This is a genomic window from Streptomyces sp. NPDC058864 (genome assembly GCF_042742985.1).
Classification (GTDB): Bacteria; Actinomycetota; Actinomycetes; order Streptomycetales; family Streptomycetaceae; genus Actinacidiphila.
Genome location: NZ_JBHYMQ010000054.1, coordinates 34,510 through 54,335, shown reverse-complemented (window position 1 = coordinate 54,335; position 19,826 = coordinate 34,510). Strand labels below are relative to the sequence as shown.

Sequence of the window (19,826 nt, the reverse complement as noted above, 5' to 3'; positions counted from 1 at the left end):
CGGTGCGGCCGGAGAGATGCCCACGGGGCCACGACGGGGCGGTCCGCTACGCGCGGGCGAGAGCCGCCGCACGACCGGCGGGGCCTCGTACGGCCGGTGCCGGACCCGGCGTCAGCCGTGGTCCAGGGAGCGGTGCGGATGCGCCGGGTAGACGCCCATGATCCGCACCTCGGAGGAGAAGAAGCGCAGCTCCTCCAGGGCCAGGGCCACGCTGCTCTCCTCCGCGTGGCCCTCGATCTCGATGTAGAACCGGCTCGCCTTGAGGCCCGCGCCCACCTGGTAGCTCTCGATCTTGGTGAGGTTCACCGCGTTGCTGGAGAAGCCGCCGAGCGCCTTGTAGAGCGCACTCGGGATGTTGCGCACGGAGAAGAACAGGCTGGTCATCATGGGCGTGCCCGAGTCCGGCGGGAACTCGGCGTCACGGGCGAGGACGACGAAGCGGGTGGTGTTGTCCGAGGTGTCCTCGACGCCGCCGCGCAGCACCTGCAGCCCGTACAGGTCCGCGGCTCCGGGCGGGGCGAGGGCCGCGTGCCGCGGGTCGCCGAGCTCCGCGACCTCGCGGGCGGCGCCCGCGGTGTCGTCGCTCACCAGCGTCTGCCAGCCGCCCTCGCGGATGATCTTCCGGCACTGGCCCAGCGCGTGCACATGGCTGCGGACGAAGGCGACGTCCTCCAGCGTGGCGCCGGGCACGCCCATCAGGTCGAAGCGGATCGGCAGGAAGTACTCCGCGATGATCGAGAGGTCCGCCTCCGGCAGCAGGTGGTGGACGTCCGCGACGCGGCCGGCGGCCGAGTTGTCCACGGGGATCACGGCCAGGTCGGCGGTCTCCAGCGCGACCGCCTCCAGCGCCTGCTCGAAGGTCGTGCAGGGCAGCCCACGGCTGTCGGGATACAGCCTGCGGGCCGCGGCGGCCGAGTTCGATCCGGGTTCTCCCTGGTAGGCGATGGTCACCATGTGCGCGTCGGTATCTCCGGATCGATGGGCTGTGCGGGCGGCGGGGCCGTCCTTCGCATGCTACTGCGCGGTGCGCGCGGACCTCGTACGCGTCCGAGGGCCGGACGGCCGCGGCGGGGTCGGACGGCCCCGGCGGGGTCGGGCGGCCCCCGCTCACGCGTGCTGCGGGCGGGTGCCCCGGGCGGCCCCCACCGCCCGGGGGTTCCGCGATCCGCGCCGGCCGGGCCGGCCGGCGCGGCGTTCACCACGGAAGCCGCGCGCCGCGGTCTCCGAAGATTCCGGTCGGGCCGTCCTGGCCGACGGTGGCGTAGCGCACGATCGCCTCCGCGCCCTCTTCCGGGGTCTGGATGCCCTGGCCGCTCAGGCCGTGCAGGTCGGTGGCGCTGAACCCGGGCTCGACGGAGTTGACGCGGATGTGGGGCAGGCCCTTGGCGTACTGCACCGTGAGCATGTTCACCGCGGCCTTCGACGCCGAGTAGACGGGAGTGACGTACCGGGACTCGTTCTTCCCGGGGTCGAGGACGGTGCCGAAGGAGCCGAGCCCGCTGCTCACGTTGACGATGACCGGCGCGGCGGACTCGCCCAGGAGGGGCAGGAAGGCGTGCGTCACGCGCACCAGACCGACGACGTTGACGTCGAGGACGGCGCTCATGTGGGCGGCGGAGGCCTCCTCGGCGCCGATCATGCCCTCGTACACGCCCGCGTTGTTCACCAGGACGTCGAGCCGGCCCTCGCGGCGCCGCAGTTCTCCGGCCGCGGCGGCGACGGAGGCGTCGTCGGTGACGTCGAGCACGAGCAGCTCCGCGCCGGTCTCCTCGGCGGCCGCCCGTCCGCGGGCGGCGTCCCGGGCGCCGATGTAGACGGTGTGGCCGAGCTCGATCAGACGGCGGGCGGTCTCGCGGCCGAGGCCTTTGTTGCCGCCGGTGACGAGGGTGATGGTCATGAGGTGTGCTCCTTTGCTCCGTGCTGGTGTCACGGCGCACGGGTGACCGCGCGCGGACGGGTTCGGGGGCGCCGCGTGGTGGTGCGGGTGGCGGGGGTGCGCGGCCGGTCAGGCGGCGATGCCGTCGAGTTCCGCGAGGGCGTCGGAGGGCAGTTCCAGGGCGGCGGCGGCGACGTTCTCGCGCAGGTGCGCCACGGAGGACGTACCGGGGATGAGGACGGTCGTCGCCGACCGCCGCAGCAGCCAGGCGAGGGCGACCTGCTGCGGCGTTGCGCCCAACCGGGCCGCCACGCCCAGGAGTTCGCCCGACTGGAGCGGGGTGAAGCCGCCGAGCGGGAAGAAGGAGGCGAAGGCGATGCCCTCCGCCGCGCATCGGTCGACGAGAGCGTCGTCCTGCCGCTTGACCAGGTTGTAGAGGTTCTGCACCGCGACGACGGGGGCGATGGACCGCGCCTCGGTCAGCTGGGCGTCCGATACCCCGCTGAGCCCGAGGTGCCGGATCAGGCCCTGCTCGCGCAGTTCCGCGAGGGCGCCGAATCCCTCGGCGATCGAGTCGTCGCTGGTGCCCTCCACCGAGCCGAGGCGCAGGTAGACCACGTCCAGCACGTCGAGTCCCAGGCGCCGCAGGTTCTCGTGCACCTGGGCCTTGAGGTCCGCGGGCTCCAGGGACGGGATCCAGCCTCCGGTGCCGTCGCGCCGCGCGCCGACCTTGGTGGCGATGCGCAGGGCGTCCGGGTAGGGGTGCAGCGCCTCCCGGATGAGTTCGTTGACGACCGCGGGACCGTAGAAGTCGCTGGTGTCGATGTGGGTGATGCCCAGCTCGACCGCCTCGCGCAGCACCGTGAGGGCCTCGCCGCGGTCCTTCGGCGGGCCGAAGACCCCGGGGCCGGCCAGCTGCATGGCGCCGTATCCCATGCGGCTGACGACCAGGTCGTCCGCGAGCTTCAGCGCACCACCGGGGACATTCCGGTCTTTGCTCATGTGTCGTACCTTCCGCGCATTGGGGTGAGGGGGTGATGAACCGGTCGGCTCCGGCTGATCCCCACTGTGCGCGGCGTCAGGCGTGGGTGGCAGTACCCCGCTGATCCTGGGGGTACGGGGACCAGGCACCTCACCGGGCAGGACGTGTCCCGGCGTCCGTGCGGCGCGTCCCTCGGTGAGCCGCCCCGTCCGTCCCTTCGCCGGGTCCCGGCAACCGCCGACGGCACCCACCCCGAGGGCCTTCCCCGACCGGGCCGCCCGGCAGGTCCGGGCGGCCGTCGCCGGTGCCTCCGGCGCATCGGCCGTCAGGGCTGACGCAGGTCAGAGGCGGTCGCCCGCGCCCGGCCGGCCCGCCGTCCACGAGGCCAGGATGCGCAGAGCGTCGTACGACGGGCTGCCGGGCTCGGCGGTCAGCACCATGAGGCGCTGCCCCGAGCCGTCGGGGCTGCTCCACGTGTCGCAGTCGAGCGTCAGGTCGCCGACCACGCGGTGCCGGTAGTGCTTGGTGCCGTACGCGGTGGTGATGACCCGGTGCTCCGCCCACCATGTGCGGAAGTCGGCGTCCTGGACCGACAACTCACCGACCAGGCGGGCGAGTTCGGGGTCACCGGACTCCGCGGCGGCCTGCATGCGCAGCGCGGCAACAGCGTCGCGGGCGTCGTGCTCCCACTGCCGGTGCATTCCGCGCACGATCGGGTCCGTGAACAGCAGGTGCACGTAGTTGCGGCGGCCCGGCGGGATCGCCGAGAAATCGGTGTAGAGGGCCGCGGCGGCGTCGTTCCAGGCCAGGACGTCCATCCGCGTGCCTAGTACGACGGCGGGCGTCGCCGCGAGCTGGTCCAGCAGGCGCCGCATCGCGGGCCGTACGCGCTGCGGCGGACGGCGGCGCCTCGGTTGGGCGTCGGCCTTGCCGGCCAGCTCGTACAGGTACCGCTGCTGGTCGTCGTCGAGGCGCAGCGCACGGGCCAGCGGGGCGAGGACGGATGCCGACGCCCGGACGCGGCCCTGCTCCAGCCGCGTGTAGTAGTCGACGCTGATCGCGGCGAGTTGCGCGACCTCCTCACGGCGCAGACCCGCGACCCTGCGCGCGGAGTCCGCAGGCGGCAGACCGCATTCGTGCGGTGCGAGCTGTGCCCGGCGGGCCTTGAGGAAGGCTCCGAGTTCGCGAGGACCAGATGCCGCAGTCATGTGCCCCATTCTCCCGCGGGGTCCCCCGGTTGTGAGGGGGCAGGTTCCTTCCCGGGCAGGAACTCGCCTCTTCCGCCCGCTCCCACCAGGGCGGACGGTCGAGAAGTGCCCGGCACGGATCCGGGCGGCAGCGGGCCCGCCGAAGCGGCGCGGCCCCGCCGAACAACGAACACGGAGCATCCTGTGGCCAAGACCACCGTCACGTTCGACAGCGCCGGCATCCCCCTCGCCGGACACCTCTACTCCCCCGGCACCCCCACCGCACCGGGCCCGCGGCCCGCGATCGTCGTCGGCCACCCCGGCACCGGCGTGAAGGAGCAGACCGCCGGCCTCTACGCGCGGCGCCTGGCCGAGAGGGGCTTCGTCACGCTCGCCTTCGACGCGGCTCACCAGGGCGAGAGCGGCGGAGAGCCGCGCGGCCTGGAGGACCCGGCGCAGCGCGTCGAGGACCTCAAGGCGGCCGTGTCGTACCTCACCACCCGCGGTGACGTCGACGCCGGGCGCATCGGCGCCCTCGGCATCTGCGCCTCCGGCGGCTACGTCCTTCCCGCCGCGGCCGGCGACCGGCGGATCAAGGCGGTCGCCACCGTCAGCGCGGTCGACGTCTCCCGCCAGTTCCGCCTGGGGGCCGACGGGACCCAGGACGCGTCCGTGTTCCAGGGCATGCTGGAGGCCGCTGCGGCCGCCCGCACCGCGGAGGCCCGCGGCGAGGAGCCGCCCGTCCTGACCCTGTTCCCCGACACCGCCGACCAGGCCCGCGCGCTGGGCGGCGAGCACGGCGTCGACGGCTTCGACTACTACCGCACCCCGCGTGCCCGGCACCCCCGGGCCGCCGACTTCTTCACCTGGTCCAGCGTTGACAGGATGGCGGCCTTCGACGCCTTCGCCGCCGTCCCGTTGATCGGACCGCGTCCGCTGCTGATGATCGCCGGATCCCGCGCGGTCACCGCCTGGATGAGCGTCGACGCCTTCCAGCGCGCCACCGGCCCCAAGGAGTTGTACTGGATCGAGGGCGCCGGCCACGTCGACCTCTACGACCGGGAGCAGTACGTCGACCCCGCCGTCGAGAAGCTCGCCGGCTTCTTCACCCGGAACCTGGACCCGGCCGGGGACCGCTGAAGCGCGGCGCGGGACCGGACGGCCCGGGGGTACGCCGGTAGGGTCCCCGCATGCGCGAACTCGCCACCGGCGTCTGGCACTGGCAGGCGCCGCACCCGGACTGGACCCCCGACGACCGGTGGCCGCGGGAGGTGTCGTCGTACGCCGTCGACGACGGCACCCGGCTGCTCCTCCTCGACCCGCTGTCCGTGCCGCCCGGGCTCCTCGCGCTCGCCGCGGACCGGCGGCCGGTGGTGGTGCTCACCGCGCCCTGGCACGAGCGCGAAACGCGGAGTCTGGTCGAGCGCCTCGGCGCGCCGGTGTTCACGCCCCCGCCGGACACCGCCGACGACCTCGTGCGGAAGTTCGGCGTCACCCGCGAACAGGCGGGCGACGGCAGCCTCGACCTCACGTGGCTGCGCACGGGCACCGGCGGCGCGGGCCGTCTGTACGCGGCGGGCGACCGGCTCCCGGTGGGGATCGAGGCGTTCGCCGGGCGGGAGCACAACGACCTGGTGCTCTGGGACGGCCGGGTGCGGGCCGTGATCCCGGGCGACACCCTGGTCGACTTCGGCCGGGGCCTGCAGATCAACGACCGGCTGCGGGGCGGCATCACGCGCGCACAGGTGGCGGAACGGCTGCGCCCGCTGCTCGCCCTCCCCGTCGAGATCGTGCTCCCCGCCCACGGCGCACCGGCCGACCGGGCCGCGCTGGAGCGTGCGCTGTCCCTCTGACCCCACACCGTCCGGCACAATGCGGCCGTGATCCTTGACGCCATCGACGCCGTGGACTGGTCGGCGATACCCAACCCGACGTCGTGGCCGGGCGACAAACCCTCACGGGTGGCCGACGCACTGCGGCGGCTGACCGTGTCGACCACGGCCAACGAGACGGGGAGCGCGGCGGCGGCACTGGAAGGCAGCGGCTTCACCTGCGGCCACGCCGCCATGGTGTTCCCCGCGGCCTACCCCGCCACGGCGATCCTGCTGGAGCTCGTCGAGCACGGCCGACGCCCGCGCATCCAGGACGTGGCACTCTCCCTCGTGTTCGACACACTGTGCTTCTCCCCGCTCGCCGGCCACAACCGTGTGGACACGCCCTACGGCACCGACGTCCCGCTCTGCTGCGCCATCGCGCGGCAGATCCGCAGCCGTGCCGGCGCCCTCCTCGCGTACGGCATCCACGGGAAGCACCTACTGGCGCAGGCCGCACTCCACTGGCGGCTGGCCGTCGAGGAGGCCGAGCCGCAACCCGACGGCAGCACAACCGCCTTGGCGGTCCTCGAAGGCAAGCCCTTCGACACACCAGCCGAAGCGGAAGTGCACACGACGGCGCCGGAGAAGACGTTTCCGGCCGTGCGTATCGAGGCGCTGACGGCGGAAGCCTCCGGCGCCGCCTACGTACGACTGGCGTACGCGCCGTCCGGCGTGCTGTCGCCGGGGTGCGCCCTCTACGACGCCGAGTGCGGAAACCGCGAGCACTGAACTCACCCGTCGCGGCGTGCGAAGAGGATCCCCCCGAGCCCGCTCTCGGCCGAGGTGAGCGTCATCTGAGCCTCCACGGTGAAACCGGCGTCACCGAGCCACGCGACCATCCGGTCGGGACGGCGCAGGTGAACGCGGACCTTCATCGGGTGGCCGCCGTAGCCCTGCGTCTTCAGCCGCGTCCCTTCGCCTGCGTGGAAGGCGAGCAGGAGCGGGCCGTCCGGCCGAAGGGCCCGCCGGAAGTGCGTGAGGACGGCACCGATAGCGTCGTCGGGGACGTGGATCAGGGAGTACCAGGCGACCAGGCCCGCCACCGAGCCGTCGGGGAGGTCGAGGTCAGTCATGGAGCCGACGTCGAACCGCAGGGCGGGGTGCTCGCGCCGGGCCACCTGGATCATCGCGGGCGACAGGTCGATCCCGAAGGCGTCCACGCCCAGTCCGTTCAGGTGGGCCGTGATCCTCCCGGGTCCGCATCCGACGTCCGCGACCGGCCCTCCGCCACTGCTCCCGACCAGACTGGCGAAGAGCGCCAGGACCGCGCGTTCGTAGGGTGTCTCGTCCAGGAGGCCGCGGACCTGGTCGGCGTAGTCCTCGGCGACGGTGTCGTAAGACGTCCGGGTGTCCGCGAGCCAGTCGTCGGTGTCCATGGCCGGCCACGGTAGTTCACCGGGGGAGCGGGTTCTCAGGCGGCACCCGCGCCCGGTAGGTTCGGTTGCCGTGACCGACGACGGGTGGGAGATCGGCCGGAGCCCGGCCGGGGGGCCGGAGCCGCCGCTGGCCGGGGGCGAGGCCGCCACGCTGCTGGGCTCGCTGGAGCGGCAACGCGCGACCTTCGCGTGGAAGTGCGGCGGCCTGGACGCGGCGGGCCTGCGGGCGACGGTCGGTGCTTCGTCGGTGACGCTGGGCGGACTGCTGAAGCACCTGGCGCACTGCGAGGACGCCACGTTCTCCCGGAAGTTCCTCGGCCGGGAGCCGGGCGCGCCGTGGGACACGGCGGACTGGCACGCCGACCCCGAGTGGGACTGGCACTCCGCGGCGCAGGACGGCCCCGAACAGCTCCTGGCGCTCTGGCAGGGCGCGGTCGCCCGCTCCCGCCGCGTGGTCCGCGAGGCCCTGGCGGTGGGCGACCTCGGCCAGTTGGGCCGCTACACCACCGCTGACGGGCAGTCACCGAGCCTGCGGCGCATCCTCGTCGACCTCATCGAGGAGTACGCGCGGCACGTCGGGCACGCCGACCTCATCCGGGAGTCCGTCGACGGGCTCGTCGGCGAGGACCCGCCGGGCTGACGGACCCCGGCGGGCGACGCGACGGCGCGACTCGGCGGCGCTCAGGCGGGGAACCGGACGCCCGTCAGCCGCTCGCTCGCCGTCCACAGCCGCTCGCCCTCGGCCGGGTCGTCCGCGCCGCGCGGCAGCGGAACCTGGACGGGGGTACCGGAGGTCTGGTCGCGTCCGGCGGGGCCGATGAACTGCCCGCTGCGGACGTCGGGGCTGGTGGCGGCGTACAGCGAGGGCCACGCGGCGCCCTGCTGCGAACCCATCAGCGCCCGTGCGGCCACTGCCACGACCAGCCGGGAGAGCGGGCCGCTGCTGTGCCGCTGCAGGTTGGTCATCGCCGAACCGGGATGGACGACGACGGCCTCGACGCGAGTGCCGGCCAGCCGGCGTGCCAGCTCCCGGGTGAACACGACGTTGGCGCGCTTGGACTTGGCGTAGGCGCCCATCGCTCCGTACCGTCGCTCGCTGTTCAGGTCGTCCAGGCGGCCGCTGCGCCATCGCGCGGCGACGGCGCTGACGGTCACGACGCGGGCCGCGGGAGACCGGAGCAGGACAGGCACGAGCCCGGCGGTGAGGGCGAAGTGGCCGAGGTGGTTGGTGCCGAAGGTCAGCTCGAACCCGTCGGCGGTGGTGCGGCGCTCGGGCACGTTCATGACGCCCGCGTTGTTGATCAGCAGGTCGATCGCCCCCGGCTCCGCGGCCAGCCGCTCGCCCGCCCGCCGGATCGAGGCGAGGTCCGCGAGGTCGACGACGACCGTGCCGACCTCGGCGCCGGGCCGCTCCGCGCCGAGGGCCGCCGCCGCCTCGTCGAGAGTGTCCTGACGGCGTCCGGCAAGGATCACGCGGGCGCCGTGGCGTGCGAGGACGCGCGCGGTCTCCAGCCCGATGCCGCTGTTCCCGCCCGTGACGAGGGCGGTGCGGCCGCGCTGGTCGGCGATGGCGTCGGGGGTCCAGTGGTGGGCGGTGGCGGTGGCGGCGGTGTTGCCGGGCATGCCGGGACTCCTATCAAATGAACGTTCATTTACCAGCTCGACGGTGCCCCACCCCCCGGCGAGTTGTCAAATGAACGTTCAATAGCCGAGGATGCGTGCATGCGCACACGCGACCCCGACCTGAAGCGCCGGCTGCTGCTGGAAGCGGCGCTCGCCGAGTTCGCCGAGTACGGCGTCGCCGGGGCGCGGGTCGACCGGATCGCCAGACGCGCCGGGGTGAGCCCCGGCCTCACGTACTCCTTCTTCGACGGCAAGGAGGGCCTGTTCGAGGCCGTCTACGACGCCGTCGTCGAACAGGCCGTCGCCGGCATTCCCATCGACGCCGACGACCTGCCCGGCTATGCGGGCCGCCTCTACGACGCGGGCCTCGACCACCCGCAGGTGATGCGGTTCGTGACCTGGTACGCCCTCGAACGCGGTGACGGCCGCGAGGTCCGGCCCCTCGTGGCCGCGTCCATGGCCGACAAGGTCGCCGCGGTCGAGGACGCCCAGCGGCGCGGCACCGTCACCGACCGCATGAGCGCGGGAGAACTGCTCGCCCTCGTCCTGGTCATCGCGAACATGTGGCAGCGCCAGGGGGAGGACGTCCGTTCCCTGGTCCCGGCATCGGAGCGCAGGCGCGTCGTCGTGGAGTCGGTCCGGCAGCTCGCCACCCCCTGATCGCGCACGCGGCATCGGCACGCGGCCGCGTGCCACGCCCAAGGCGAATACCGCGGGCGGCCGCCACCGCGGCACCCTGTGGCCCCGTCCGGCGCAATCGCCACGCCCTTCGGCCTGCGCGGCGTTCACCCCCGGGGCAGCCTGGGAAGCGGAGCCCGCCCGGTCGCCCTCGCACGCCGACCGGGCGGGCCGCCACGTCGGCGGGCGGCGGGATGACCCAGCGGACTTCGGCGGTTGTACGCAGTGGAGCAGTACACCGTCACGCGAGGGAGCAGCGGACATGACCGCGCAGGACGTCGACCGCAGCGGCTTCACCGAGCAGTGGGAGCGCTGGCACCGCGCCAAGGAGGAGGTGCTCGCCGGTCCGCACGGCTTCCTGGCGATCACCAGTCTGCGCCGGCCGGGCCCCCGACCGGAACGCTACGACGACGCGCCGGGCGCCTGGTCGGTCGTCGACGGCCACGTGGCGGTCGAGCTGGACGACGGCGAGGAGTTGACCGTCGGCGGGACGACGGTGCGCGGCCGGTACGACTTCGGCGTCATCGGCGAGCGCGACAGCGTGTACGCCGGCTTCGGCGCCGCCGTCGTCGAGGTCGCCAAGCGCGGCGGGCACGACATCCTGCGGCCGCGCCACCCGGACAACCCGCTGCGCACCGGCTTCACCGGGACGCCCGCCTACGCTCCCGATCCCCACTGGGTCCGCGAGGCCCGGTTCGTGCCCTACGACGTCCCGCTTCCGGTGACCGTGGGCGCGGCCGTCGAGGGTCTGGAGCACGTCTACGACTCCCCCGGGCAGGTGGAGTTCGACGTGGACGGCGCGACGCACCGGCTGACCGTCTTCAACGGCTCGCGGCCGGGCGCCCTGATGGCGCTGTTCACGGACGCGACGTCCGGGGTGACCACCTACGCGGCGAACCGCTCCCTGCAGATCGACCCGCCGGACGCCGGGGGCAGGGTGACCCTGGACTTCAACCGCGCGGCCAACCTGCCCTGCGCGTACACCGACCTCGCCACCTGCCCCCTCCCGCCGGCCGGCAACCGGCTGCCGTTCGCCGTCGACGCGGGCGAGCGGATTCCCCTGGAGCGGGGCGGGCAGGTCTGACCCCGGCCGCTCAGCCGCGCAGGACCTCGCCGCCCAGCCGACGGCGGGCCGGGGCCAGGGCCGCGTCGACCTCCTTGCTCCGCGCGACGTCCAGCACGATGGCCGCCGCGTGGTGCTCCCGGCGCTCCACCGCGGCGCGGCGCAGGTGGGTCGGCGGGTGGGTCTGGTCCTCGGCGTGGGCGGTCAGGACGGAGAGCCGGCGCCGCCGCTCGAGTTCGTGCTCCGGGATCGACGCCACGTACTCCTTGAGGCGTTCCCAGACCGCCTCGTCGGGTTCCCGGCCGGCGCCGCGTGTGGCGCGGTGCACGGTACCCGCGGTGACGTACTGCTGGTCGAGCCAGAACCCGATGGCGTCGGCGAGCAGGAGCACGTCCATTCCGCCGATGGCCGCCTCCGTCGAGCCGATGCGCGCCTCCAGGTCGTCCGCGAGGTACTCGGCCTGCTGACCGGCGCGCAGGGTCAGGTGTGCCAGCACGTGCAGGAGCAGCAGCACGGCGGAGGCGGGGAGGAACATGAACAGTCGTGCGGCGATCTCCACCAGCCCCAGGCCGCTGGTGTCGGACTGCGGACGCAGCAGCACGTACCACTCGATCAGGGTGCGGTGCGCGGAGCCGATGACGAGCGTCTCGCTCGTGTCACCGTTCACGAAGTGCCCGAACTCGTGGCCGAGCAGGCCCACCCGCTGCTGCGGGGTCAGCACCTCCCACAGTCCCAGTCCGAGCACCAGCATCCTGCGACGGCGCAGGCCGACGACGGAGACACCGGCGTTGACCTCGGCGTCCACCACGACGATGTCCGCCCGCGGCGCCCCCAGGGTGTCGGCCACGTCGTCCAGCAGCGCGTAGAGCGCGGGCGCGTCCGCGCGCCGCAGCCGGACGCCGTGCCGCGGCACCCGCCCCAACCGCGGACGCATCAGCCATGCCAGGCCCAGCAGCAGAGCTCCCAGCACGGCGGGGACGATCGCCCGCCAGCCCGTCACCAGAAGCCACACACCGGCGCCGGCCACGGCCAGCGTCAGCAGGTGCACGAGCCCGGCGATCGCGTAGGCGCCGGCGTACGCGGCACCACGCCCGGGGCGCGGCGGCCGTTCCGAGGTCATCCTGGCGAACAGTTCCTCGCCGTACCTCCGCGACAGGCGCCGGCGGAACGCGTCGACGGGGCCGTCGTGCTCCTCGTCGTCCTCGTTCCCACCCCGGACGTTCCAGTCGCACGACGTGCACCAGACCACGAACCGGTCGTCGTCCGTCAGCCGCTGCCCGCACCGCGGGCACGGTCTTCCTCCGTCGGTCTCCATGCCGCCCTCCCCATGATCGGCACCGGCCGGGGCATCCTAACGGCGGTCCGCGACCGGCCCGCACCACACCGCGGGGTCCGTGCCCCAGCGCCCCGGCGGGCGGCTCCAGTCCCGCGGGGCACCTCGGTAGCCCAGCGGCGGCCGGGCGTGGACGAGGGGTCCGTACCCGGAGTCGGCGACGGCGAGCAGGCGGGCGGGGTCGCGGTCCTCGCCGGAGCCGGTTCCGGTGCCCCCGTCGCCCCGGCCGATGCCGTCGGTCAGCCAGGACGCCGTGCCCGTCAGCGACAGCCGCAGCAGCCGCCCGCCGCCGTGGCGGCGGGCGTCGGTCAGGGCGCGCAGGACGGCCGCGGCCAGCAGATAGCCGGTGCCGTGGTCGAGGGCCTGGGCGGGCAGGACGCCCGGCCGGCCGTCCGGTCCGGCCTCGACCGAGGCGATGCCGCAGCGTGCCTGGACCAGGCTGTCGAATCCGCGCCGCCCCGCCCAGGGTCCCGACCGCTCCCAGGCGCGGAGCTGGGCGACCACCAGTCCGGGCCGCCGCTCGCGCAGCGCCTCCGGCGCCAGGCCGAAGCGGTCCAGCGCGCCAGGGCGGTAGCCGGTCACGACCACGTCGGCGGAGGCGAGGAGTTCCTCGAGGACCGCACGGTCGGGACCGCGCAGGTCGAGCCGCGCCGACCGCTTCCCGAATCCGGTGTCGGCGTGGGCCCACTCGTCCTCCGGCAGACGGGGACCGTCCACCCGTAGTACGTCCGCGCCGAGCAGGGCCAGGGTGCGCGTGGCGACCGGTCCGGCGATGACCCGCGTCAGGTCGAGGACGCGGACGCCCGCCGCGGGAAGCCCGGCTGGCGGCAGCGGACGCACCAGGGCGCCGTCCGTGCGCTCGGTCTCCACGAGGGGCTGCGCGCCAGGGCCGAAGTCCCGTACGGCGACGGCCAGTCCGCCCTCCGCGTAGACGGTCTCCTCGACCTCCACGGCCGTACGCCCGGCCAGCTCCTCCGCCAGCTGTCGGACCAGGGCGTCCTCGTCGCCGCCGTCGGGAAGGCCCAGGGCGGCGGTCAACCGGGCGCGGTGGTGCGGGTAGTTGGCATGGGTGCGCACCCATCCGTCGGCGGTGCGCCAGAAGCCTGACAGCGGGGCGAAGGAGCTGCCCGCCCGGCCGTCGATCCGCAGGTGCCGCTCGCTGGTGAACGCGGTGGCCACGGCGCCCTCGTCCACCAGCACCGGGGGCGGCGGCCCGCCGGAGCGCAGCGCGAGCAGCTCGGCGGCGGCCAGCGAGCAGACCCCGACCGCGGCCCAGGCCATCCGGCGCACCGGCAGCCGTGCCGGCAGTACACCGGCGACCTCCCGGTAGGTCACGTGTTCCACGTGCTCCGGGGCACCGCCGAGGACCGTCCAGGCGTAGGCGGTCGGACCGTCGGCAGAATGCGACATCACGTCACTCCTCGCTGGACGAAGGGGTCTTCAGCGGGCGGGCCGCCGCCGGTACAGCCCCTCCTGCACGACGGAGGCGACCAGACGGCCGTCCCTGGTGAAGAACTGGCCGCGGGCCAGACCGCGGGACGACGCGTACGTCGGGCTCTCCATGGCGAACAGCAGCCACTCGTCGGCGCGGAACGGCCGGTGGAACCACACGGCGTGGTCCAGTGAGGCGGCCTGCCGCTGTCCCGGGTGGTCGGCGTAGGGCAGGCCGGCCGTCGCGAGCAGCCGGATGTCGGAGATGTACGTCAGTGCGCAGGCGTGCAGCAACGGCCCCCCGGGCAGGGCGTCTCGGGTGCGGACCCACAGCTGCTGGCGCGGCCCCTGCCCGATGCCGGGCAGCCCTTTGACGGGGTCCCCCACGCACCGGGACTCCAGGACGGCCTCGAAGACGGACACGCCCCGGCCCGGTCTCCCGGCCTCCCACAGTTCGGGCAGCCCCTCGGGGCCGGGCGCCTCGGGCGCGTCCGCCTGGTGCTCGTCCCCGTCCTCCGTGCGGTGGAAGGACGCGGAGAGGCTGAAGATGGCCTCGCCGCCCTGGATCGCGACCACGCGACGGGTGGCGAAGGAGCGTCCGTCCCGGGTCCGGTCGACCTCGTAGACGATGGGCCGGTCGGTGCGGCCCGGGCGGATGAAGTAGCCGTGCAGCGAGTGGACGAGCAGGTCCGGGGCGGGCGGTTCCGCGGCGGGCAGTGTCGAGCCCGCGGCGATGAGCGACTGCGCCGCGACCTGGCCGCCGAACGCCCGCAGCGGCATCCCGGCGTGGCAGAAGCCGCGGTAGAGGTTCTCCTCCAGCCGCTCCAGGGTCAGCAGTTCCTTGAACGACGTTGCCGTCTCGGCGGGCTCCGGGACGTTCCGCTGCATGGGTTCACCGCCAGGTGCGTACGGCGGGCGCTCACCGCTCGCCCACTTGTGTGCGTGACGCACATGGTAGGGCCGCCGACCTGTGCGGACCCGGCGGGGCGGGTGCCGTGGATCACGGCATGCCGGGCCGGGCGGGACGCCCAGGGACGGTCTCCGGGCCACGGGCACGGCAAATGCCTGGTCCGGAAGGTGCCCGGACCGCCATGATCCGGGCATGGGCAAGGACATACGGGGTTTCGTCGAGTGCCACCGTGACTACCGAGACCACGAAGAGGACTCCTTCTGGCATGCCACCATCGCCCTGGACCACCTGAAGGTGCCCAGGAATTACGACGCGTTCGGCTGCCTGTTCGGCGTGTGCGACAACGAGCAGTTCCTCCCGATAGCCCCTCTCCGCGGACTGCCTGTCGACGCTTCGAACCGTGTCCGAGCAGGCCAGGAGGCGACGGCCGGACGATCCGCCGGCTGGGTCAGCTGGGCGGAGATCAAGCGAGTCGACTGGGATGAGGAGTCCGCCCGCCCTGACGACCGCATCCACGAGTACTTCCGCGAGCCGCAGGGCGACTGGCAGTTCGCCCAAAGGCACGTCTCCGCTCCTCGGCGGTTCATCGATCTCTGCGGGCAGCCGGCTCACATCGCGGCACGACCGGGTGAGCACTTCCCCGCGGGCTCCCAGTGGGTCGACGGTGACCGGATGTTCCGGGTCGACCGCCTCAGGCGCCGCGATGCCGTACCCGATGACGAGTGGGGTCCCGTGTGGACCGTCATGCGCACCCTCGCCGACCTGCATGGAGATGACGACGTCAGACTGGTCGTCTGGTTCGACGACTGAGCTGCTTCGCTCCCCAGCCGTGGGGATTCCGGCCGTGCGGCCCGCGACAGGGCGGATCGCGGTGGTCCTGTCGTAGCGGGACGAACCCTAGTCCACGCGCGGCGCGGTGACGTCGTACGAGATGCGCCCGGCGGGCAGGTAGAACAGGGCGATGAGGGCGCCGCCGCGGACCTCGGGGTAGTGGTGGCTGCCGGGGGCGGGGGCGGTCCAGCCCGGGCCCTGCCAGCCGCTCGGACCGGCCAGCTGCGCTTCCCGGTCGACAGGGGCCACGAGGTTGATCTCGCCGTAGGGGTGGGCGTGGTACTGGCCCCGGAAGCGGGCCTGGCTGTCCATGTACACCGCGGTGATGCTGAAGTACCGCGTCTCCGCCGAGGGCGGTGCGATGAGGCTGCGCCGGTAGTTCGGGCCGTCGACCTCGATGTTCGCGGCCCAGCCATCCTCGACGCCGCGCTTGATGAGGCGCGCGAGGTGCCCGTACAGCTCGCTGTACGGGCCATGGGTGCCGTTCAGCCAGTCCTCCAGCTCCTTGCCCGCGGTCCGGTTCTTGACCTCGTCCAGGAACGGGATGCTGCGCTCGATGAGCTCTCGCCTGTGATCCATCGTCCGTCCTCCACAGCACCCGGGGTGGCCCTCGCACCCCGTCGGAGCCAGCGTGGCATCGAGTTCCATTACAGTCAACACTTGTAATGGAACACGCGACCGTACGGAATCCCTGAACGACGCATTAACGTTACAGTCCATAGATGTAATGAAATGTCCACCTTGACTCACATCCCCGTCGCGGGGTGGAGGGCCAGGCGAGGAGGTCAGGCCGGTGCACAAGTTCATCCGGCGTTCGGGAAGGCCCGCACCCGTCCCGGTCGCCGCGGGCACACCTCACGGCCGCCTCGCCCGGGGCCGCACGGCACCCGGCAGACGGCAGCGGTCGAGGCATTGGCGGGCGTTGCGGCTGTCCGAGGTGGGCGCTCCCGTCGCGCTCGTGCTGATCATCACGGGGATCGCTCTCGTCGCGCCCACCGACGTGCATCTGGCGTCCCTGCTCATCGCTGCGCCCGCCCTGACGGCGGCGGTCTCGACGGCCCGCGCCACCTCCGGGGTGGCCGTGCTGTCGCTGGCCGGCGCGGTGGTCTGCGACGTCCACGACGGGCTGCTCCGCTCCTCCATCCTGCCCACGCACATCGCCGCCCTGCTGGTGGTCTCCGCCTTCCTCTTCGCCTTCTGCAGCGGCCGCGACCGCAACCGCCGCGAGGCGAGCCAGTTGCGGGCGATCTCCGAGGCGGCGCAGCAGGTCGTCCTGCGGCCCCTCCCCCGCCGAATCGAGGACCTTCGGGTCGCCTCGGTGTACCGGGCGGCCGAGACGATGGCCGAGGTCGGAGGCGACCTGTACGCCGCGGCGCGGACGCCGTACGGCACCCGGCTCCTGATCGGCGACGTCAAGGGCAAGGGCCTGGAGGCGCTGGACGACACGGCGGCGCTGCTGGGCGCCTTCCGCGAGGCGGTGCACCAGCACCGCACTCTGCCCGGTCTGGCCGCGGCACTCGAGGGCAGCGTGCGCCGCCACGTGGCCGAGGCGTCCGAGGGCGACGCCGACGCGCCGGAGCGATTCATCACCGCACTGCTGGTGGAGTTCCCGCCCGGCGCGGGCCATGTGCGGACGGTCAGTTGCGGGCACCCGCCGCCGCTGCTGCTGCGGGACGGCCGCATCACCGCGCTCGCGGGCCCGGCGGCGCCGGCGCCGCCGCTCGGGCTCGCCGGCCTCGACCCCGCCGCGTACCGGGAGGACTGCTTCCCGCTCGCCCCGCGCGATCTGCTCCTGCTCTACACCGACGGCCTCACCGAGGCCCGGGACTGCTCGGGCGCCTTCTACTCCGTGGCCGACCGCGGTATCCCCCGGAACGCGGCGGCGTGCGACCCGGAGTCCCTGCTCGAGGAGGTCCTGGCGGACTTGCTCCGCCACACGGGCGGGCGGCTCAACGACGACGTAGCGCTGGTGGCCGTGCAGTGCCCTCTGGCCGCCTGACGCACGCCCGCACCGGCCCCGCTCAGGTCGCCGGGCGGTCGACTTCGATGCGCGCGCCGTCCGCGTCCGGCGGCCAGAGGGGCTCGGGCACCCGCGCGCCGAACGACTCGCCCCACTGGTTGCGCGACGAGACCTCGTGGACCGGACGCCGGTTGGCCGCGACCCCCCAGCGGCCCAGCGGGTAACCGAAGGCCAGCATGGCGATCATCCGCCAGCCGTCCGCGGTGGGCACGCCCAGCAGGTCGCAGACGGTGCCGGCCTCGTAGCGCAGCACCGTGGTCAGCACGCCGCCGATGCCCTCGGCGCGCGCGGCCAGCAGCGAACTCCAGATGGCCGGATAGATGTTCGCGCCGCCGTGGTCGTCCACCGCGAAGACGAAGACCAGCAGGGGGATCTCGGTGAAGTGCTCGACGAAGCGGTCCCCGGACTTCTTGATGCGCGCCAGCGCCTCCGCGCGCCGCACGGCGTCTTCGTGCGGTGCCGCACCGAGCCGGCCGGCCGCGATGTCCGCGTACTCCTGCTGCCTACAGGACGCGTAGAGCTCGGCGAGCCGGGCCTTGAGCGCGGGGTCGTCGACGGCGAGGAAGTGCCAGCGCTGGGCGTTGCCGCCGTTGGGCGCGCGGATCGCGGCGTCCAGGATCCGGCACTGGCTCTCCATCGGGATGGGATCCGGCTTCATACGGCGCATGATCCGGGTCGTGTAGAGCGCCTCGTGAACGTCCACCGGTCGGCTCCCAGGGCGTGGGCGACAGTTACGTTACAAAGACCGACTGTAACATGCATCCCTGTCGCCCGCCCCGCGCCCCGGAGCCCGATCAGCCGGAACCGGAGGGATGCGCCGCGATGGCGGGCCAGAGGGTGCCGACCACCCGGTCCGCGACGTCCGCACCGGAACCACCGGTGCGGAGGTAGTCGGCGAAGTAGCTGCCGAAGCAGAGCGTCACGACGGTGTCGAGGTCGATGTCCTCGCGGAGCTCGCCGCGTTCGCGGAGCCGCAGCAGCGTCTGCGTCAACTCGTGGCACCGGGGCCCCACTCCGTGCTCCCGCAACTGCTCCAGCAGGCCGGGGGCGCGTTCGGCCTCCGCCATGAAGTTGCCGTGCAGGGCCATCGCCCCCTTGTTGTGGTAGCGCGGGTCGAGGCGGCGCACGGCCTCCCGGAACGCCTCGACCGCCGGCAGCGCGTCCATGTCGACGTCCGGGTACGCCTCGCGCTGGGCGCGGAAGCCGTACTGGAGGGCGTCGACGACCAGGTCGTACTTGTTGGCCCAACGCCGGTACAGCGTGGGCCGGGTGACGCCGGCGTCGGCGACGATGTCCCCGATGGTCATCTGCGAGTACCCGTCGGCGACCAGGCGCTTGCGCGTCGCCCGGATGATCGCCGCCTCGATCGCCGGGTCCCGGGGTCGGCCACCGGCCCTCGGCCCGGCGCCGCGGCCGGTCTCATTGCCATCCCCGGCGCTTCCGGCGCGCTCCTCGCCACTCATCCGCGATCCCCTCTGTGCCCGAAAAGGCCCCATGCCAACGATTGCGGGCGTTACATTACATAAGTGTAATGTAACGGCCCCTCGCTTCACGGTCCCGGGGCCTCGCACGGGGGCGCGGCCCCGGGACGCCAAGGGCAGCATGAGTCGCCGGCCGCTCCCGGACTGACGGTCCGTCCGCGACCGCGCGCCCACGGGCGCTCCGTGCCGGGGGTGCCGAGCGGGGGCGGCGCAGCTATCGTACCGACTGGACGGTATGAGCCGATCCCCCCGCGAGCCCCAAGGAGCCCCGCATGCCGCGCGCGAAGTCCAACGGAATAGAGCTCGAGTACGACACCTTCGGCAGCCCCGGCGATCCGGCGCTGCTGCTCGTCATGGGCCTCGGTGCACAAATGACGCTTTGGCGGCCGGAGTTCTGTTCCGCGCTCGCGGACCGCGGCTTCTTCGTCGTGCGCTACGACAACCGTGACGCCGGTCTGTCGACCGGTCTCGACGAGCACCCCGTCCCGGACATCGGCGCCGTGCTGTCGGGCGACCGCTCCGGCGTCCCGTACCTGCTGGCCGACATGGCCGACGACGCCGTCGGGCTGCTGGACGCGCTGGAGATCCCGGCCGCGCACGTCGTCGGGGCCTCGATGGGCGGCATGATCGCCCAGCAGCTGGTGATCGACCACCCCGACCGGGTGCTGTCGTTGTGCTCGATCATGTCCACCACCGGCGACCGGTCGGTCGGCCGCGCCTCGGCGGAGGCCATCGCGGCGATGCCCGGCTCAAACAGCGTCCCCCTGACGCGCGAGGCCGTCATCGACGAGGCGGTGCGCCGCGCCGCGGTGATCGGCTCCCCCGGCTACCCGCCGGCTCCCCGGGAACTGCGCGAGCGGGTGGCCGCCGCCCACGACCGGGCGTACCGGCCGGAGGGCTACGTACGCCAGTACGCCGCGATCCTCGCCTCACCGGACCGCACACCGGGCCTGCGGTCGGTGGCGGTGCCGACGGTGGTCGTGCACGGCGAGCAGGACCCCCTGATCGACCACAGCGGCGGCCGGGCGACGGCAGCCGCGGTCCCTGGCAGCGAGTTGCTGCTGATCCCGGGCATGGGGCACGACCTGCCGGAGCAGGTGTGGCCGGCGGTCGTGGACGCGATCGCCCGCAACGCCGCCAGGGTCGCCTGAGCCGCCGCCG

General features: G+C 73.6%; 21 protein-coding genes. 9 read left to right on the top strand and 12 right to left on the bottom strand.

Annotation, left to right across the window (positions count from 1 at the left end):
- Nucleotides 1-111: 111 nt before the first annotated feature.
- From ACFW3D_RS30920 to ACFW3D_RS30905, 4 genes are all read right to left on the bottom strand, one after another.
- A complete protein-coding gene (locus tag ACFW3D_RS30920; protein WP_500509666.1) occupies nt 112-954 on the bottom strand; it encodes a prephenate dehydratase in 843 nt (280 codons plus the stop codon).
- Nucleotides 955-1,195: 241 nt separating this feature from the next.
- Nucleotides 1,196-1,897, bottom strand: a complete 702-nt coding sequence (locus ACFW3D_RS30915) for an SDR family NAD(P)-dependent oxidoreductase (RefSeq protein ID WP_500509664.1) — start codon at nt 1,895-1,897, stop codon at nt 1,196-1,198.
- Between the two features lie 108 nt (nt 1,898-2,005).
- Nucleotides 2,006-2,878 (bottom strand): oxidoreductase, encoded by an 873-nt coding sequence (locus tag ACFW3D_RS30910; protein ID WP_500509662.1) that lies wholly within the window; start codon nt 2,876-2,878, stop codon nt 2,006-2,008.
- 321 nt (nt 2,879-3,199) lie between these two features.
- Nucleotides 3,200-4,066: a helix-turn-helix domain-containing protein gene (locus tag ACFW3D_RS30905; RefSeq protein WP_500509659.1), complete on the bottom strand. Its 867-nt coding sequence runs from the start codon at nt 4,064-4,066 to the stop codon at nt 3,200-3,202.
- Nucleotides 4,067-4,249: 183 nt separating this feature from the next.
- Here ACFW3D_RS30905 and ACFW3D_RS30900 point away from each other — a divergent pair, with 183 nt between their 5' ends.
- From ACFW3D_RS30900 to ACFW3D_RS30890, 3 genes are read left to right on the top strand one after another with little or no spacing between them, the layout of a single operon-like run.
- Nucleotides 4,250-5,185, top strand: a complete 936-nt coding sequence (locus ACFW3D_RS30900) for an alpha/beta hydrolase (RefSeq protein WP_500509657.1) — start codon at nt 4,250-4,252, stop codon at nt 5,183-5,185.
- Nucleotides 5,186-5,235: 50 nt separating this feature from the next.
- The gene (locus tag ACFW3D_RS30895) at nt 5,236-5,898 is read left to right on the top strand and encodes an MBL fold metallo-hydrolase (RefSeq protein ID WP_500509654.1); all 663 of its coding nucleotides are present in this window, start codon (nt 5,236-5,238) and stop codon (nt 5,896-5,898) included.
- Between the two features lie 27 nt (nt 5,899-5,925).
- Nucleotides 5,926-6,648, top strand: a complete 723-nt coding sequence (locus tag ACFW3D_RS30890; protein ID WP_500509652.1) for a hypothetical protein — start codon at nt 5,926-5,928, stop codon at nt 6,646-6,648.
- Between the two features lie 2 nt (nt 6,649-6,650).
- On the opposite strand, the gene ACFW3D_RS30885 is transcribed toward ACFW3D_RS30890, so the two are convergent.
- Complete coding sequence (locus ACFW3D_RS30885; protein WP_500509650.1) at nt 6,651-7,295, bottom strand: class I SAM-dependent methyltransferase; 645 nt, start codon at nt 7,293-7,295, stop codon at nt 6,651-6,653.
- A gap of 70 nt (nt 7,296-7,365) precedes the next feature.
- Here ACFW3D_RS30885 and ACFW3D_RS30880 point away from each other — a divergent pair, with 70 nt between their 5' ends.
- The gene (locus ACFW3D_RS30880) at nt 7,366-7,935 is read left to right on the top strand and encodes a DinB family protein (RefSeq protein ID WP_500509647.1); all 570 of its coding nucleotides are present in this window, start codon (nt 7,366-7,368) and stop codon (nt 7,933-7,935) included.
- A 41-nt stretch (nt 7,936-7,976) separates the two neighbouring features.
- On the opposite strand, the gene ACFW3D_RS30875 is transcribed toward ACFW3D_RS30880, so the two are convergent.
- Nucleotides 7,977-8,918, bottom strand: coding sequence for an oxidoreductase (locus tag ACFW3D_RS30875; protein WP_500509645.1), 942 nt, complete (start codon nt 8,916-8,918; stop codon nt 7,977-7,979).
- A 99-nt stretch (nt 8,919-9,017) separates the two neighbouring features.
- Between ACFW3D_RS30875 and ACFW3D_RS30870 the strand changes: the two genes are divergently transcribed.
- Both ACFW3D_RS30870 and ACFW3D_RS30865 read left to right on the top strand, forming a co-directional pair.
- On the top strand, nt 9,018-9,578 hold the full coding sequence (locus ACFW3D_RS30870; RefSeq protein ID WP_500509643.1) for a TetR family transcriptional regulator: 561 nt from the start codon (nt 9,018-9,020) through the stop codon (nt 9,576-9,578).
- A 280-nt stretch (nt 9,579-9,858) separates the two neighbouring features.
- Nucleotides 9,859-10,680 carry a DUF1684 domain-containing protein gene (locus ACFW3D_RS30865; protein WP_500509641.1) on the top strand — a complete coding sequence of 274 codons (822 nt, stop codon included), beginning with the start codon at nt 9,859-9,861 and terminating at the stop codon, nt 10,678-10,680.
- Between the two features lie 10 nt (nt 10,681-10,690).
- Here the strand turns inward: ACFW3D_RS30865 and ACFW3D_RS30860 are convergent, their stop codons facing one another.
- The 3 genes from ACFW3D_RS30860 to ACFW3D_RS30850 are packed head-to-tail and all read right to left on the bottom strand — an operon-like array spanning nt 10,691 to nt 14,311.
- A complete protein-coding gene (locus ACFW3D_RS30860) occupies nt 10,691-11,974 on the bottom strand; it encodes a M48 family metallopeptidase (RefSeq protein WP_500509638.1) in 1,284 nt (427 codons plus the stop codon).
- A 36-nt stretch (nt 11,975-12,010) separates the two neighbouring features.
- Nucleotides 12,011-13,402: a CoA transferase gene (locus tag ACFW3D_RS30855; protein WP_500509636.1), complete on the bottom strand. Its 1,392-nt coding sequence runs from the start codon at nt 13,400-13,402 to the stop codon at nt 12,011-12,013.
- A 30-nt stretch (nt 13,403-13,432) separates the two neighbouring features.
- A complete protein-coding gene (locus ACFW3D_RS30850) occupies nt 13,433-14,311 on the bottom strand; it encodes an acyl-CoA thioesterase (RefSeq protein WP_500509634.1) in 879 nt (292 codons plus the stop codon).
- A 214-nt stretch (nt 14,312-14,525) separates the two neighbouring features.
- Here ACFW3D_RS30850 and ACFW3D_RS30845 point away from each other — a divergent pair, with 214 nt between their 5' ends.
- The gene (locus tag ACFW3D_RS30845; protein ID WP_500509632.1) at nt 14,526-15,143 is read left to right on the top strand and encodes a hypothetical protein; all 618 of its coding nucleotides are present in this window, start codon (nt 14,526-14,528) and stop codon (nt 15,141-15,143) included.
- 87 nt (nt 15,144-15,230) lie between these two features.
- Here the strand turns inward: ACFW3D_RS30845 and ACFW3D_RS30840 are convergent, their stop codons facing one another.
- Complete coding sequence (locus tag ACFW3D_RS30840) at nt 15,231-15,743, bottom strand: 4-hydroxylaminobenzoate lyase (protein ID WP_500509630.1); 513 nt, start codon at nt 15,741-15,743, stop codon at nt 15,231-15,233.
- Between the two features lie 214 nt (nt 15,744-15,957).
- Between ACFW3D_RS30840 and ACFW3D_RS30835 the strand changes: the two genes are divergently transcribed.
- Nucleotides 15,958-17,163 carry a PP2C family protein-serine/threonine phosphatase gene (locus ACFW3D_RS30835; RefSeq protein WP_500509628.1) on the top strand — a complete coding sequence of 402 codons (1,206 nt, stop codon included), beginning with the start codon at nt 15,958-15,960 and terminating at the stop codon, nt 17,161-17,163.
- Nucleotides 17,164-17,185: 22 nt separating this feature from the next.
- Here ACFW3D_RS30835 and ACFW3D_RS30830 read toward each other — a convergent pair whose 3' ends face one another.
- Nucleotides 17,186-17,887, bottom strand: a complete 702-nt coding sequence (locus ACFW3D_RS30830; RefSeq protein ID WP_500509626.1) for a nitroreductase family protein — start codon at nt 17,885-17,887, stop codon at nt 17,186-17,188.
- Between the two features lie 91 nt (nt 17,888-17,978).
- The gene (locus ACFW3D_RS30825) at nt 17,979-18,647 is read right to left on the bottom strand and encodes a TetR/AcrR family transcriptional regulator (RefSeq protein WP_500509624.1); all 669 of its coding nucleotides are present in this window, start codon (nt 18,645-18,647) and stop codon (nt 17,979-17,981) included.
- A 290-nt stretch (nt 18,648-18,937) separates the two neighbouring features.
- Here ACFW3D_RS30825 and ACFW3D_RS30820 point away from each other — a divergent pair, with 290 nt between their 5' ends.
- Nucleotides 18,938-19,816: an alpha/beta fold hydrolase gene (locus ACFW3D_RS30820; protein ID WP_500509622.1), complete on the top strand. Its 879-nt coding sequence runs from the start codon at nt 18,938-18,940 to the stop codon at nt 19,814-19,816.
- Nucleotides 19,817-19,826 lie beyond the last annotated feature (10 nt).